This window comes from Pseudomonas sp. NPDC089428 (genome assembly GCF_044749325.1).
Classification (GTDB): domain Bacteria; phylum Pseudomonadota; class Gammaproteobacteria; order Pseudomonadales; family Pseudomonadaceae; genus Aquipseudomonas.
Genome location: NZ_JBIVHT010000004.1, coordinates 485667 through 499414 on the forward strand (window position 1 = coordinate 485667; position 13748 = coordinate 499414).

Here is a 13748-nt window from a genome sequence, read left to right on the forward strand (position 1 = left end):
AAGAGACCGGGCCTGAGAACCTATCCTCTGGGGTCGAACGCTTCGCGCAGGGCATCCCCGATGAACACCAGCAGCGACAGGATCACCGCGAGTGCAAAAAACGCGGTAAAGCCCAGCCAGGGCGCCTCCAGATGCTGCTTGCCCTGAGTCACCAGCTCGCCCAGCGAGGCACTGCCGGCGGGCATGCCGAAGCCAAGAAAGTCCAGAGCGGTCAAGGTGGTGATCGCCCCGGTCAGCATGAACGGCACATAGGTCAGCGTCGCATTCATCGCGTTGGGCAGCACGTGGCGCAGCATCACCTGGGTATCCGGCAACCCCAGTGCACGGGCCGCCTTCACGTACTCGAGGTTGCGCCCACGGAGAAACTCGGCGCGCACCACATCCACCAGGGTCAACCACGAAAACAGCGCCATGATCCCCAGCAGCCACCAGAAGTCCGGCTCGACGAAGCCGCTGAGGATGATCAGCAGGTACAGCACCGGCAGCCCCGACCACACCTCCAGCAGGCGTTGCCCGAACAGGTCCACCCAGCCGCCGTAATAGCCTTGCAGCGCGCCGGCGCCAACACCGATCAGCACGCTGATCAGCGTCAGGGCAAAGGCGAACAACAGCGAGGTGCGGGTGCCATACAGCACCCGCGCCAGCACGTCGCGGCCCTGGTCGTCGGTGCCCAGCCAGTTGCTCGCGCTAGGTGGGCTGGGGGTGGGCACCAGCAGGTCGTAGTTGGGGGTGTCGGCGCTGAACGGGATGGGGGCGAACAGCATCCAGCCGCCCTGGCCCTCGATCAGCTGGCGCACATAGGCGCTGCGGTAGTCTGGCTGGAACGGCAGTTGGCCACCGAACTGCTGCTCGCTGTAGCGCTTGAGCGCCGGCATGTACAAGTCGCCTTTGTAGCTCAGCAGCAGGGGTTTGTCGTTGGCCACCAGTTCGGCGCAAAGGCTCAGCAGCAGCACGCCGGCAAACAGCCACAGCGACACCCAGCCCAGGCGGTTGCGGCGAAAGCGCAGCAGGCGACGACGCGAGACTGGCGACAGCATCAGTGTGCCCTCGAGTCGAAGTCGATGCGCGGATCGAGCACGGTGAAGGCCAGGTCACCGATCAGGCGGAATAGCAGGCCGGCCAGGGTGAAGATGAACAGCGTGCCGAACACCACCGGGTAATCGCGTGACACGGCCGCCTCGTAGCTCAAGCGGCCAAGGCCGTCGAGGGAGAAGATCACCTCGATCAGCAGCGAGCCTGCGAAAAACACGGTGATCAGCGCCTGCGGCAGCCCGGCCAGCACCAGCAGCATCGCGTTGCGCAGCACGTGCCCATACAGCACGCGGCGTTCGCTGAGGCCCTTGGCGCGGGCGGTGACCACGTACTGGCGGGAGATTTCATCGAGGAAGGCGTTCTTGGTCAGCAGGGTGAGGGTGGCAAAGCCACCGATCACCAGGGCGCCGACGGGCAGTACCAGGTGCCAGAAGTAGTCGGCGACCTTGCCCAGCAGGCTGAGCTGGTCGAAGTCGTCCGAGACCAGGCCACGTACCGGGAACCAGTTCAGCGAAGTGCCACCGGCGAACAATACGATCAGCAGCAAGGCGAACAGGAACGAGGGCAGGGCATAGCCGACCACGATCAGCGCGCTGCTCCAGGCATCGAAGCGGCTGCCATGGCGTACCGCCTTGCGGATGCCCAGCGGGATCGACACCAGGTAGGTGATCAGCGTGGCCCAGAAGCCCAGCGACAGGGTCACCGGCAGCTTGTCGAGGATCAGGTCGGTGACCTTGGCGCCGCGGAAAAAACTCTGGCCGAAGTCCAGCCGGGCGTACTGGCCGAGCATCAGCCACAGGCGCTCTGGCGCTGTCTTGTCGAAGCCGTACTGGCGTTTGATCTCCTCGATCAGCTTCGGGTCCAGGCCGCGGGTGGCACGGGATTCGCCGTGTACCACCTCTACCCGCGAGCCGGGCGCGCCACCGCCGAGGCCCTGCAACCGCGCCACGGCCTGCTCGACCGGGCCACCGGGGGCGGCCTGGACGATGGCGAAGTTGACCAGCAGGATCGCCAGCAAGGTCGGGATGATCAGCAGCAGGCGCCGCAGGATGTAGCTGGTCATGGCTTGGCCTTCTGTCGTTCGGCCATCTGCGCGTTGGTCAGCGCCGTCGGGCTGATTTCCCACCAGCTGTCCAGGCCTTCGTCATAGGCGGGCTGGGTTTTCGGCAGGCCAAAGCGGTTCCACCACACCGTCGAGCTGCCCGGCGGGTAATAGTTGGGGATCCAGTAGTAGTTCCATTGCAGCACCCGGTCCAGGGCATGGGCGTGGTGCAGCATGTCGGCCTGGGTGTCGGCGCGTACCAGGCCGTCGATCAGCTGGTCCACCACCGGGTCCTTGAGCACCATCAGGTTGTTCGAACCTGGGTCGTTGGCGGCGGCCGAACCAAAGTAGTTGTACAGCTCGGCGCCCGGCGACAGGGTGACCGAATAGCCGGTGACGATCATGTCGTAGTCGCGGGCCATCAGCCGGTTCACATACTGCGCCGAGTCGACGTTGCGGATGTTCAAGGTGATGCCGATCTGTGCCAGGTTGCGCTTCCACGGCAGCAGCAAACGCTCCATGCCGGACTGGCCGTTGAGGAAGGTGAATGCCAGCGGCTCGCCCTGGGCATTGACCAGGCGATCGCCATCGGGGTGCCAGCCGGCCTGTTGCAACAAGGCCAGCGCCTGCAGTTGTTGCGGGCGGATGATGCCCGAGCCATCGGTGACCGGCGCGGTGAAGACTTGGTTGAAGACTTCGTCCGGCACCCGACCGCGCAGCGGTTCGAGCAGCTTGAGCTCGCCTGCATCCGGCAGCGCGCGGGCGGCCAATGCCGTGTTGGAGAACACGCTCTGCTGGCGGATGTACATGTTGCGCATCATCTGCCGGTTGCTCCACTCGAAGTCCCAGAGCATGGCCAGCGCCTGACGCACACGGCGGTCCTTGAACTGTGGCCTGTCCAGGTTGAACACGAAGCCCTGGGCCGCCTGCGGCTTGGCCGGGCCGAGGTGAGCGCGCTGCAGGCGGCCATCGTCCAGCTGTGCGCCGTTGTAGCCCAGAGTGTAGGCGGTGGCGGAAAACTCGCGGTTGTAGTCGTAGCCGCCACCCTTGAGCACCTGGCGCGCCACTTCGGTGTCGCCGAAGTATTCGATGCGGATGTGTTCGAAGTTGTAGCGCCCGCGATTGACCGGCAGGTCCTTGGCCCACCAGTTCGGGTCGCGTTCGAAGGTGATGCTGCGGCCGTTGTCGATGCGCTCAATGCGATACGGGCCGCTGCCGACCGGCTTGTCGAAGCCGGCGCCGTTGACGAAGTCGCGGTTGGCCCAGTCGTGCTCGGGCAGTACCGGCAGGCTGGCCAGGTCCAGGGCCAGGGTACGGCCGTGTGGCTGCTTGAAGTCGAAGCGTACCTGCCGCGGGCCTTCGACCGTGACCCCGGCGACATCGGCGAACTGGGTGCGGTACTTGAGGCTGCCTTCGGCCATCAGCTTGTCGAAGCTGAAGCGCACATCTTCGGCGCGCACCGGCTTGCCATCGGCGAAGGTCGCCTTGGGGTCGATCTCGAAGCGTAGCCAGGCGTCATCCGGGCCACGTTCCATGCGCCGGGCAATCAGGCCGTAGACGCTATAAGGCTCGTCGAACGAGCGTTGCGCCAGGGGCGCGTACAGCCAGCCATCGACTTCGCTGACGCCGATGCCTTTGTCGATGTACGGCAGAATATGGTCGAACTGGCCGATTTCGATGGCCGAGCGGCGCATCAGGCCACCTTTGGGGGCGTCGGCGTTGACGTAGTCGAAGTGGCGGAAGCTTTCGCCGTAGCGGGGGGCTTCGCCGTAAACAGTCAAAGCGTGAGTAGGTGCGGCCTGGGCCAGCCAGCCCATGCACAGCATCCAGATCCCCAGAAGGACCTGTGGGAGCGGGCTTGCCCGCGAATAAGTCCGCCCAGGCAACCGTGCTGACGGCTCAGGCCTATTCGCGGGCAAGCCCGCTCCCACAGGGATAATCATCGGATGCGATGACTTAGTCCTGGCGGCTGGTCACTTCCAGCAGGTGGTAGCCGAACTGGGTCTTCACCGGGCCCTGTACGGTGTTGACCGGGGCGCTGAACACCACGGTGTCGAATTCCTTGACCATCTGGCCTGGGCCGAACGAGCCCAGGTCACCGCCCTGGCGGCTGGACGGGCAGGTGGAGTTGGCCTTGGCGATTTCAGCGAAGTCGGCACCGGCTTCGATCTGGGCTTTGAGTTCGTTGCACTTCTCTTCGCTGGCAACGAGGATGTGACGGGCGGTGGCGCGTGCCATGGGTACTACTCCTTGGGGGGTGAAAACGGCAAGCCTAGCGCACTTGATCGGGTCATGTCTCGCCAGGCTTGCTGTAGGCACTTCACATACGTGCAGCGGCCTCGCGCAGCAGGGCTTCGGTCGCGCTCCAGCCCAGGCAGCCATCGGTGATCGACACGCCGTATTTCAGCGCGCCCTTGCCCAGGGCCTGGCAACCGTCGAACAGGTGGCCTTCGAGCATGACCCCGACAATCGAGCGGTCACCGGCCAGGCGTTGGGCCAGCACGTCCTCGAATACCGCTGGCTGGCGGGCAGGGTCCTTGCCGCTGTTGGCATGGCTGCAGTCGACCATGATGCGGGCCTGCAAGCCGGCCTTGGCCAAGCCCTGACGGGCCTGGGCGATGCTGCTGGCATCATGGTTCGGGCCTTTGTGGCCGCCGCGCAGCACCAGGTGGGTGTCCGGGTTGCCCAGGGTTTCGATGATGGCCGGGTAGCCCTGCGCATCCATGCCGAAATGGCGGTGCGGCGCCGCGGCGCTGCGCATGGCGTCACAGGCGATGCCGATACCGCCGTCGGTGCCATTCTTGAAGCCCACCGGCAGTTCCAGGCCACTGACCATTTCCCGGTGAATCTGCGATTCGGTGGTGCGAGCGCCAATCGCCGCCCAGCCCAGCAGGTCGTCGAAGTAGCCGGCGGCCATCGGTTGCAGCAACTCGGTGGCGATCGGCAGGCCGCGTTCGATCATGCTCAGCATCAAGCCACGGGACAGGGCGATGCCGGCATGCATGTCGTCGCTACCGTCCAGGTGCGGGTCGTAGGCCAGGCCTTTCCAGCCCACCGTGGTGCGGGGTTTTTCCACGTAGGCGCGCATCACCAGCAGCAGTTTGTCAGCGACGTCACGGCTTAGGGCGGCCAGGCGGTCGGCGTATTCCAGGGCCGAGCGGGGGTCGTGGATCGAGCAGGGGCCAACGACTACCAGCAGGCGCTCATCGCGGCCTTCGAGGATGGCGCGGATAGCCTGGCGGTGGCTATGGACCTGGTGGGCGAGTTCGCTGGACAGTGGCATCTGCTGCTTGAGCAGGTGCGGGCTGGGCAGGCGCTGGCTGACGGTGGTGTTGGCAGCATGCGGTTGGGTCAGGGGCAGAGCGAGGTTCGAGGCTTGCATGGCGTATGTTCCCTGGGCGGACGGCGGGTTCTGGCCCGCGCGGTCGGCCCTATCGAGGTGTTCGACTATTCGTTGATTGATTGTCTGCAGCATTGCCACCGGAGAGGGACCGATCGGAGGCGGCAGGCTGGCCCGAACGGGATTGGCTAAATCGCCAGGCATAGGTGTTTGCGGAGTAATAAGTGGCGTAGTTCATGAATCTGTCCTCGGTTTGAATCGGTAAAAGTGCAATGGCCTGAAAAGCAAAACCCCCGGTCGGGGAGCCGACCGGGGGTTTGAGTATTCTCATGTTCGGCGGCCCCTCGAAGGTGGGCGCCGTGGGGGTATCGGCGCCTAGTGGCTAAACCAATACCCAAAGTAATAGCTGGCAGCAGCCTGGCAGCCGGCAACGGCCAGCACAGGGCGCAGGGTGCGACCGGTGTGGTTGGCGTGGTTGCGGGTGTGGTTCGGCATGTTGCTCTCCAGTGAATGAGCCCGAGCTTACTTCAGGGGGCTGGTGGTGTTCAATGACTAAATTCAATAAGGCTGATTATGTCGCAATGGGCATCCGTTCGGCGCGGATGCCCACCCACGTTCAATTCATGTCATCGACGATCTTGAACCTGACATTGAGGCTGAAAGCCGAGAGATTACCGCGCACGTTCTGCCTGGAACTGATCGAATAATCACCGCTAGGCAGCGCGTCAAGCACGCGAATCGACCAGTAACCCGATGCGTCGACAGACGCAGAGCCCAAGACAGTACCAGGCTGGTTCGACCGATAGACCGTCACGATGGCGCCTGGCAGTGCAGTGCCGGAAATCAAAGGCCTGTTACCTGTTTGCGCATTGGCTTGCGGCTCTGTGATCAGCGGTGCTTCTATGGCGGCGATCACCTTGAACCTGCGATTTGCGGACCACGCCGATTGCATGTTAGCCAACGTCTGGGTCGCCGACACTGAGTAATTGCCTTCGGGCAATGACTGGGTCAGAGGGACTGCCCACTCGCCATTTGCGTTGGCTTGTGCCTTGCCCAGCGCCCCGCCCGGATCGTGGGATCTGGTCACACGAACCATGGCACCCGGTAAGGCTGTTCCTGAAATGATTGGATAAAGCCCCGTTTCGGTATCGACAGCAGGCGCTTCAATCTGTGGCTGGGGGATTGTTTCAAGCTTTTCGATGGTAAATGCAACATTCGGACTCCAACTGGAAGCCGCGTCTTCAATGTGCTGTCGGACAGATACAGAATACCCGCCTTGAGGGAGTTCACTGTACGGCAAGACACTCCAATTGCCATGAGCGTCAACCTGGGTAGTTGCGATTACAGTTTCTGGCGCTTGGCTCTTAACCACCTTGATTTCAGCTCCTGGGATACCGGTACCGGAAAACACGGGGTAAGTCGTGCTGATACCGCCTGGCGCAGGTGTAAGCAGAGCGGGCGCTGCAATTTTATTGCAGGCAGGCAATTCAGCTGAATTCATCGCCACAGCAAGCGTTGCAGCGTCATCCGTTGTGCAAACCTTCACCTTCAATTGTGCCACTTTGTCTTCAAACAACTGGCCTGCTGTAAATTGAGGTGCTGCCTGGTCCCTGGCGTTTGCCTTGGGCCGTGCGTTGAGCAGGGTTGATTTGATGCTCCCGCCGATTGCCGAATACCTTACCCAAATGCCGCTCTTTTCCGGGGTTTCATCGTCGCGACGATACTCGAACGTTATGAATCGTTTGTCGCTGGGTTTGCGATAGAGGTAAAGCTGAGGTCCAGCGTCTCCCAGATTTGCCAGGCGATAGAGCCCTGTGCCAGTCAGCGCAGCAAAGCGCGATTTATCAAGCCAGTCAGCGAACATTCGTGTAACGGCCGGGTAGTAGGTGATACCACCTCCCGTTGGATCTCCGGGGTCGTAGGTGCTTCTGACGGTGCAGTGGTCCGGCGCCTGGATGATCCCCTCGATCAGCGGGCAGTCGTAATACATGCCTGGGTGGCTCGTGCCCAGGTTATGGCCGAACTCATGTCGCCAGACATGAGGGCTTCCACCTTGGCCAAAAGTGACAATGGTTCGGCCTGGAACGTCGGCCAGCGCTCCACCTTGGCATTTCACTGCAACGAACAGAAAGTCATAGGCAGACGTCTGAATACCTGCCTCGGTTGCTGCCTCCCGAGCACGGCTCAGCATGTCTGAGTAATCGCAGTTACCCGGCGGGCGCTTACCAAAATTGGCTATGAGCATCTGAGCGTTTCCAGCAGCGGCTGCTGTGCCTGCTTCTCGGATGGAGGCCGGTACACTTACAGGTTGCAATTCAAGCTGGCCCTCAGAGCTGGCCTTGACCCAGCTTTTCAAAGACTCTGGATCTTCACCGAAAAGCTGCGACCACTGAACATCCGGGTCTGTAGTCTCGCCGTTGTCCCAATGTCCGATCACCAGAAGCACGCGCTGCAGGCCGCGTAACGGGTGTTGGGGGGTGACCAGCTGTGTGGGAGGGAGTGCTGGAGCCATTTCTGCTTGGTGCCTCATCTCGGGTGCGGGATGGGCCAGGCAGCCTGAAAGAAATGCAGCACAGGCATACAGGCTGAGCTTGGTAGTTGAGTACATCGTCATAGGGGCAAACTCATGTAGAGAGCAATTGCCCAATTAGACGACTTGGGTAACGTGCCGTCGCCTGGCAGTTATGTCAGGTTTCTTGCCGCAGGCGATAGTTTAATGTCGAAGCTTTTACCTATCCGTTGCACAAAACGGATAGCACTCTGCACGCGATGGATATTGCCGCCCCAGGGCAACCCCTAACCTGACCCGGTCTGAACAATAACAATGGAGACCCTGGCCATGTCCCTGGGATTCGACTACCTCAATGCCATGCTTGAGGACGACCGTGAAACCGGCGTCTATCGCTGCAAACGCGAGATGTTCACTGACCCGCGCCTGTTCGACCTGGAGATGAAGCACATCTTCGAGGGCAACTGGATCTACCTGGCCCACGAAAGCCAGATCCCCGAAAAGAACGACTTCCTCACCCTGACCATGGGGCGCCAGCCGATCTTCATCGCGCGCAACAAGGACGGGGAGCTCAATGCCTTCCTCAATGCCTGCAGCCACCGCGGCGCCATGCTGTGCCGGCACAAGCGCGGCAACCGCGCCAGCTACACCTGCCCGTTCCACGGTTGGACCTTCAACAACAGTGGCAAGCTGCTCAAGGTCAAAGACCCGAGCAATGCCGGCTACCCCGACAGCTTCAACTGCGACGGCTCCCACGACCTGACCAAGGTCGCCCGTTTCGAGTCGTACCGTGGCTTCCTGTTCGGCAGCCTGAATGCCGGCGTCAAGCCGCTGGTCGAGCACCTCGGCGAGTCGGCGAAGATCATCGACATGATCGTCGACCAGTCCCCCGAAGGCCTGGAGGTACTGCGCGGTGCCAGCTCGTACATCTACGAGGGCAACTGGAAACTCACCGCCGAGAACGGCGCCGACGGCTACCACGTCAGCTCCGTGCACTGGAACTACGCCGCCACCCAGAACCAGCGCAAGCAGCGCGAAGCGGGTGACGAGATCAAGACCATGAGCGCCGGCGCCTGGGCCAAGCAGGGAGGGGGCTTCTATTCCTTCGACCACGGCCACCTGCTGCTGTGGACCCGTTGGGCCAACCCCGAAGACCGCCCGGCCTTCGAGCGCCGCGACCAGCTGGCCGCCGACTTCGGCCAGGCCCGCGCCGACTGGATGATCGAAAACTCGCGCAACCTGTGCCTGTACCCCAACGTCTACCTGATGGACCAATTCAGCTCGCAGATCCGCATCGCCCGGCCGATTTCGGTGAACAAGACCGAAATCACCATCTACTGCATCGCGCCGAAGGGCGAGAGTGCCGATGCCCGGGCCAAGCGCATCCGCCAGTACGAAGACTTCTTCAACGTCAGTGGCATGGCCACCCCGGATGACCTGGAAGAGTTCCGTTCGTGCCAGACCGGCTACGGCGGCGGCACCGGCTGGAACGACATGTCCCGTGGCGCGCAGCACTGGGTCGAAGGCGCCGATGAGGCCGCGAAGGAAATCGAACTCAAGCCGCTGCTGTCGGGCGTGCGCACCGAGGACGAAGGCTTGTTCGTGCTGCAGCACAAGTACTGGCAGGACACCATGATCAAAGCCCTCGAACAGGAACAGCAACTGATCCCCGTGGAGGCCGTGCAATGAGCCTGCATGACACCGTGCGCGACTTCCTCTACCGCGAGGCGCGCTACCTGGACGATGCCCAGTGGGACCAGTGGCTGGAACTGTACGCCAGCGACGCAACCTTCTGGATGCCGTCCTGGGACGATGACGACACCCTGACCGAAGACCCACAGAGCGAAATCTCGCTGATCTGGTACGGCAACCGTGGCGGCCTCGAAGACCGCGTGTTCCGCATCAAGACCGAGCGCTCCAGTGCGACCGTGCCGGACACCCGCACCTCGCACAACATCAGCAACATCGAGATTGTCGAGCAGGGCGAAGGCAGCTGCCAGGTGCGCTTCAACTGGCACACCTTGAGCTTTCGCTACAAGACCACCGACAGCTACTTCGGTACCAGCTTCTACACCCTCGACCTGCGCGGCGAGCAGCCGCTGATCAAGGCCAAGAAGGTGGTGCTGAAGAACGACTACGTGCGTCAGGTCATCGACATCTACCACATCTGATACGAGGTAACGCGAGCCACTCGGTGTGCCAACTGGCGCGCCGCGGCCAGGCTCGCCCGCGAGGTGCAACATGAGCTTCCAGATCGCACTTAATTTCGAAGACGGGGTCACCCGCTTCATCGAGGCCAGCGGCCATGAGACCGTGGCCGACGCCGCCTACCGCCAGGGCATCAACATCCCGCTGGACTGCCGTGACGGCGCCTGCGGCACCTGCAAGTGCAAGGCCGAATCCGGGCGTTACGACCTGGGCGACAACTTCATCGAAGACGCCCTGAGCGCAGACGAAATCGCCGAGGGCTACGTGCTGACCTGCCAGATGCGCGCCGAAAGCGATTGCGTGGTGCGCATACCGGCTTCGTCGCAGCTGTGCAAGACCGAACAGGCCAGTTTCGAAGCGGCCATCAGCGATGTGCGCCAGCTGTCGGCCAGCACCATCGCCTTGTCGATCAAGGGCGAGGCATTGAGCCGCCTGGCGTTCCTGCCGGGGCAATACGTCAACCTCAAGGTGCCGGGCAGCGACCAGAGCCGCGCCTATTCCTTCAGCTCGCTGCAGAAGGACGGCGAGGTCAGCTTCCTGATCCGCAATGTGCCGGGCGGCCTGATGAGCAGCTTCCTCACCAGCCTGGCCAAGGCCGGCGACAGCATGAGCCTGGCCGGCCCGCTGGGCAGCTTCTACCTGCGGCCGATCCAGCGCCCGCTGTTGCTGCTGGCCGGGGGTACCGGGCTGGCGCCGTTCACGGCGATGCTGGAGAAGATCGCCGAGCAGGGCAGCGAGCACCCACTGCACCTGATCTACGGGGTCACCAACGATTTCGACCTGGTCGAGCTGGACCGCCTGCAGGCACTGGCCGCGTGCATCCCCAACTTCACCTTCAGCGCCTGCGTGGCCAACCCCGACAGCCAGTACCCGCAGAAGGGCTACGTGACCCAGCACATCGCGCCGCAGCACCTCAATGACGGCGATGTCGATGTGTACCTGTGCGGCCCGCCACCGATGGTCGAGGCGGTGAGCCAGTACATCCGCGAGCAGGGCATCACCCCGGCGAACTTCTACTACGAGAAGTTCGCGGCGGCTGCGGCCTGAGTTTCCTCGGGGCTGCCGGCATCGTGCGGGTGACGGTGGCCTCCTTTTATTCCGAAGCCATATGCCCACCCTGTGGCAGCAGGTTTACCCGCGAAGAGGTCAGCAGGTTCGGCCGTGATGTCCGGTCGGCCGCATTCGCGGGTGAACCCGCTCCCACAAGGCCAAGCGCAGAAGCGGAGATCGATTATGAACAACAGATTCCAAGGCAAGGTTGCCCTGGTCACCGGCGCCGCCCAGGGCATTGGCCGTGGCGTGTGCTGGCGGCTCAAGGCCGAAGGCGCGCAGGTGGTGGCGGTGGACCGTTCCGAGCTGGTCCACGAGCTGGCCGGGGAGGGCATGCTGACCCTCACCGCCGACCTTGAACTGCATGCCGATTGCGCCCGGGTCATGGCCACGGCGGTGGAAACCTACGGCCGCCTCGACATCCTGGTCAACAACGTCGGCGGCACCATCTGGGCCAAGCCCTTCGAGCACTATGAAGTGGAGCAGATCGAGGCCGAAGTGCGCCGCTCGCTGTTCCCGACCCTGTGGTGCTGCCATGCCGCGCTGCCGTACATGCTCGAACGCGGCAGTGGCGCCATCGTCAACGTCTCGTCGATTGCTACCCGTGGCGTCAACCGCGTGCCCTACGGCGCGGCCAAGGGCGGGGTCAACGCACTCACCGCGTGCCTGGCCTTCGAAACCGCTGGCCGCGGCATCCGCGTCAACGCCACCGCCCCCGGCGGCACCGAGGCGCCACCGCGCCGGGTACCGCGCAACAACAGCGAGCAGAGCGAGCAGGACAAGGCCTGGTACCAGCAGATCGTCGACCAGACCCTGCAGAGCAGCCTGATGCACCGCTACGGCAGCATCGACGAGCAGGTCGGCGCCATCCTCTTCCTGGCGTCCGACGAGGCCTCCTACATCACCGGCGTGACCTTGCCGGTGGGGGGCGGTGATCTCGGCTGAACCCTCGCCATGCAAAGCCCCCAGGCAAAGCGTTCCTCCAAAACAACAACAAGAGAGACAGATGCCATGCGAACCCTTGACGTACACCCGATCATCGACAACGCCCGCTTCACGTCCTTTCACTGGCTGATCATGGCCCTGTGCGGCCTGCTGTTGATATTCGACGGCTACGACCTGTTCATCTACGGCGTGGTGCTGCCGGTGATCATGAAAGAGTGGGGCCTGACCCCGTTGCAGGCCGGCGCACTGGGCAGCTACGCGCTGTTTGGCATGATGTTCGGCGCCCTGGCGTTCGGCAGCCTGGCCGATCGCATCGGGCGCAAGAAAGGGATCGCCATCTGTTTCGCCTTGTTCTCCGGGGCGACCATCCTCAACGGCTTTGCCAGCAGCCCCGGTGAGTTCGGCATCTACCGCTTCATCGCCGGCCTCGGCTGCGGCGGCCTGATGCCCAATGCCGTGGCGCTGATGAACGAATACGCACCCAAACGCCTGCGCAGCACGCTGGTGGCGATCATGTTCAGCGGCTATTCCCTGGGCGGCATGCTCTCGGCAGGTGTCGGTATCTTCATGCTGCCGCGTTTTGGCTGGGAATCGATGTTCTTTGCCGCGGCGGTACCGCTGCTGCTGTTGCCGGTCATCCTTTATTACCTGCCAGAGTCCATTGGCTTTCTGGTGCGACAGGGACGGACCGGTGACGCCCGCAAGTTGCTCAAGCGCCTGGACCCAGGCTGCGATGTGCAAGCGGACGACCTGCTGCAGGCAACCGATCGCAAAGGTGGCGGCACCTCGGTGCTGGAATTGTTCCGCAATGGCTTGGCGATCCGCACCCTGGCCCTGTGGCTGGCGTTCTTCTGCTGCCTGCTGATGGTCTACGCCTTGAGTTCATGGCTGCCAAAGCTGATGGCCAACGCGGGCTACAGCCTGGGGTCGAGCCTGTCGTTCCTGCTGGCGTTGAACTTCGGCGGCATGGCCGGGGCAATTCTCGGCGGCTGGCTGGGTGATCGCTACAACCTGGTCAAGGTCAAGGTGGCCTTCTTCATCGCGGCGGCGCTGTCGATCAGCCTGCTCGGCGTCAACAGCCCGATGCCCATTCTCTACCTGCTGATCTTCATCGCCGGGGCCACCACCATCGGTACGCAGATCCTGCTGTATGCCGGTGCTGCCCAGCTCTACGGCCTGTCGGTGCGTTCCACCGGCCTTGGCTGGGCCTCCGGAATAGGCCGTAACGGCGCCATCGTCGGCCCGCTGCTCGGCGGTGCGCTGATGGGCATCAACCTGCCGCTGCAACTCAATTTCATCGCCTTCGCCATCCCCGGTGCGATCGCCGCGCTGGCCATGGCCGTGCACCTGGCCAGCGGCCGGCGCCAGGCGCAAGTGGCGACGGCTTGACTCTTCTACTGACTGAACTGGAGCTTTTGCATGACAAGCCCGATCATCGAACGGCTGGACGCAATCATTGTCGACCTGCCAACCATCCGCCCGCACAAGCTGGCGATGCACACCATGCAGCAGCAAACCCTGGTGGTGCTGCGCCTGCGCTGCAGCGACGGCGTCGAAGGCATCGGCGAGGCCACCACCATCGGCGGCCTTGCCTACGGCTACGAAAGCCCCGAGGGCATCAA

11 protein-coding genes and 1 pseudogene are annotated in these 13748 nt (G+C 63.1%); 6 read left to right on the top strand and 6 right to left on the bottom strand.

The window, feature by feature from the left end:
• Nucleotides 1–20: 20 nt before the first annotated feature.
• From ACIPZ5_RS11085 to ACIPZ5_RS11110, 6 genes are all read right to left on the bottom strand, one after another.
• On the bottom strand, nucleotides 21–1037 hold the full coding sequence (locus ACIPZ5_RS11085) for an ABC transporter permease (RefSeq protein ID WP_261940024.1): 1017 nt from the start codon (nucleotides 1035–1037) through the stop codon (nucleotides 21–23).
• A complete protein-coding gene (locus ACIPZ5_RS11090) occupies nucleotides 1037–2095 on the bottom strand; it encodes a microcin C ABC transporter permease YejB (protein WP_261940023.1) in 1059 nt (352 codons plus the stop codon). Before ACIPZ5_RS11090 ends, ACIPZ5_RS11085 begins: the two co-directional genes overlap by 1 nt.
• The gene (locus ACIPZ5_RS11095; protein ID WP_400808577.1) at nucleotides 2092–4017 is read right to left on the bottom strand and encodes an extracellular solute-binding protein; all 1926 of its coding nucleotides are present in this window, start codon (nucleotides 4015–4017) and stop codon (nucleotides 2092–2094) included. The genes ACIPZ5_RS11090 and ACIPZ5_RS11095 overlap by 4 nt, the downstream gene beginning before the upstream one ends.
• Before the next feature lie 13 nt (nucleotides 4018–4030).
• Complete coding sequence (locus tag ACIPZ5_RS11100; RefSeq protein WP_261940021.1) at nucleotides 4031–4312, bottom strand: peptidylprolyl isomerase; 282 nt, start codon at nucleotides 4310–4312, stop codon at nucleotides 4031–4033.
• An 82-nt stretch (nucleotides 4313–4394) separates the two neighbouring features.
• A complete protein-coding gene (locus ACIPZ5_RS11105) occupies nucleotides 4395–5456 on the bottom strand; it encodes a 3-deoxy-7-phosphoheptulonate synthase (protein ID WP_400808580.1) in 1062 nt (353 codons plus the stop codon).
• Between the two features lie 574 nt (nucleotides 5457–6030).
• The gene (locus ACIPZ5_RS11110; protein WP_400808584.1) at nucleotides 6031–8028 is read right to left on the bottom strand and encodes a hypothetical protein; all 1998 of its coding nucleotides are present in this window, start codon (nucleotides 8026–8028) and stop codon (nucleotides 6031–6033) included.
• A gap of 225 nt (nucleotides 8029–8253) precedes the next feature.
• Here ACIPZ5_RS11110 and benA point away from each other — a divergent pair, with 225 nt between their 5' ends.
• From benA to ACIPZ5_RS11140, 6 genes and pseudogenes are all read left to right on the top strand, one after another.
• Nucleotides 8254–9612, top strand: a complete 1359-nt coding sequence (gene benA, locus ACIPZ5_RS11115) for a benzoate 1,2-dioxygenase large subunit (protein ID WP_400808586.1) — start codon at nucleotides 8254–8256, stop codon at nucleotides 9610–9612.
• Entirely contained in the window at nucleotides 9609–10094 is a 486-nt protein-coding gene (benB, locus tag ACIPZ5_RS11120; RefSeq protein WP_261940019.1) for a benzoate 1,2-dioxygenase small subunit, read from the top strand. The genes benA and benB overlap by 4 nt, the downstream gene beginning before the upstream one ends.
• Before the next feature lie 70 nt (nucleotides 10095–10164).
• A complete protein-coding gene (benC, locus tag ACIPZ5_RS11125; protein WP_400808588.1) occupies nucleotides 10165–11178 on the top strand; it encodes a benzoate 1,2-dioxygenase electron transfer component BenC in 1014 nt (337 codons plus the stop codon).
• A gap of 186 nt (nucleotides 11179–11364) precedes the next feature.
• Nucleotides 11365–12126, top strand: coding sequence for a 1,6-dihydroxycyclohexa-2,4-diene-1-carboxylate dehydrogenase (locus ACIPZ5_RS11130; protein WP_261940017.1), 762 nt, complete (start codon nucleotides 11365–11367; stop codon nucleotides 12124–12126).
• Nucleotides 12127–12192: 66 nt separating this feature from the next.
• Nucleotides 12193–13515: an aromatic acid/H+ symport family MFS transporter gene (locus ACIPZ5_RS11135; RefSeq protein ID WP_313713130.1), complete on the top strand. Its 1323-nt coding sequence runs from the start codon at nucleotides 12193–12195 to the stop codon at nucleotides 13513–13515.
• Between the two features lie 30 nt (nucleotides 13516–13545).
• Nucleotides 13546–13748, top strand: a pseudogene (locus ACIPZ5_RS11140) (muconate cycloisomerase); the annotation flags it as partial.

Coding starts and splice junctions, on each gene's coding strand:
- ACIPZ5_RS11090 (WP_261940023.1), bottom strand. CDS start 2,095: ATGACCAGCTACATCCTGCGGCGCCTGCTGCTGATCATCCCGACCTTG.
- ACIPZ5_RS11085 (WP_261940024.1), bottom strand. CDS start 1,037: ATGCTGTCGCCAGTCTCGCGTCGTCGCCTGCTGCGCTTTCGCCGCAAC.
- ACIPZ5_RS11100 (WP_261940021.1), bottom strand. CDS start 4,312: ATGGCACGCGCCACCGCCCGTCACATCCTCGTTGCCAGCGAAGAGAAG.
- ACIPZ5_RS11110 (WP_400808584.1), bottom strand. CDS start 8,028: ATGACGATGTACTCAACTACCAAGCTCAGCCTGTATGCCTGTGCTGCA.
- benA (WP_400808586.1), top strand. CDS start 8,254: ATGTCCCTGGGATTCGACTACCTCAATGCCATGCTTGAGGACGACCGT.
- ACIPZ5_RS11135 (WP_313713130.1), top strand. CDS start 12,193: ATGCGAACCCTTGACGTACACCCGATCATCGACAACGCCCGCTTCACG.
- benB (WP_261940019.1), top strand. CDS start 9,609: ATGAGCCTGCATGACACCGTGCGCGACTTCCTCTACCGCGAGGCGCGC.
- ACIPZ5_RS11130 (WP_261940017.1), top strand. CDS start 11,365: ATGAACAACAGATTCCAAGGCAAGGTTGCCCTGGTCACCGGCGCCGCC.
- ACIPZ5_RS11105 (WP_400808580.1), bottom strand. CDS start 5,456: ATGCAAGCCTCGAACCTCGCTCTGCCCCTGACCCAACCGCATGCTGCC.
- benC (WP_400808588.1), top strand. CDS start 10,165: ATGAGCTTCCAGATCGCACTTAATTTCGAAGACGGGGTCACCCGCTTC.
- ACIPZ5_RS11095 (WP_400808577.1), bottom strand. CDS start 4,017: ATGATTATCCCTGTGGGAGCGGGCTTGCCCGCGAATAGGCCTGAGCCG.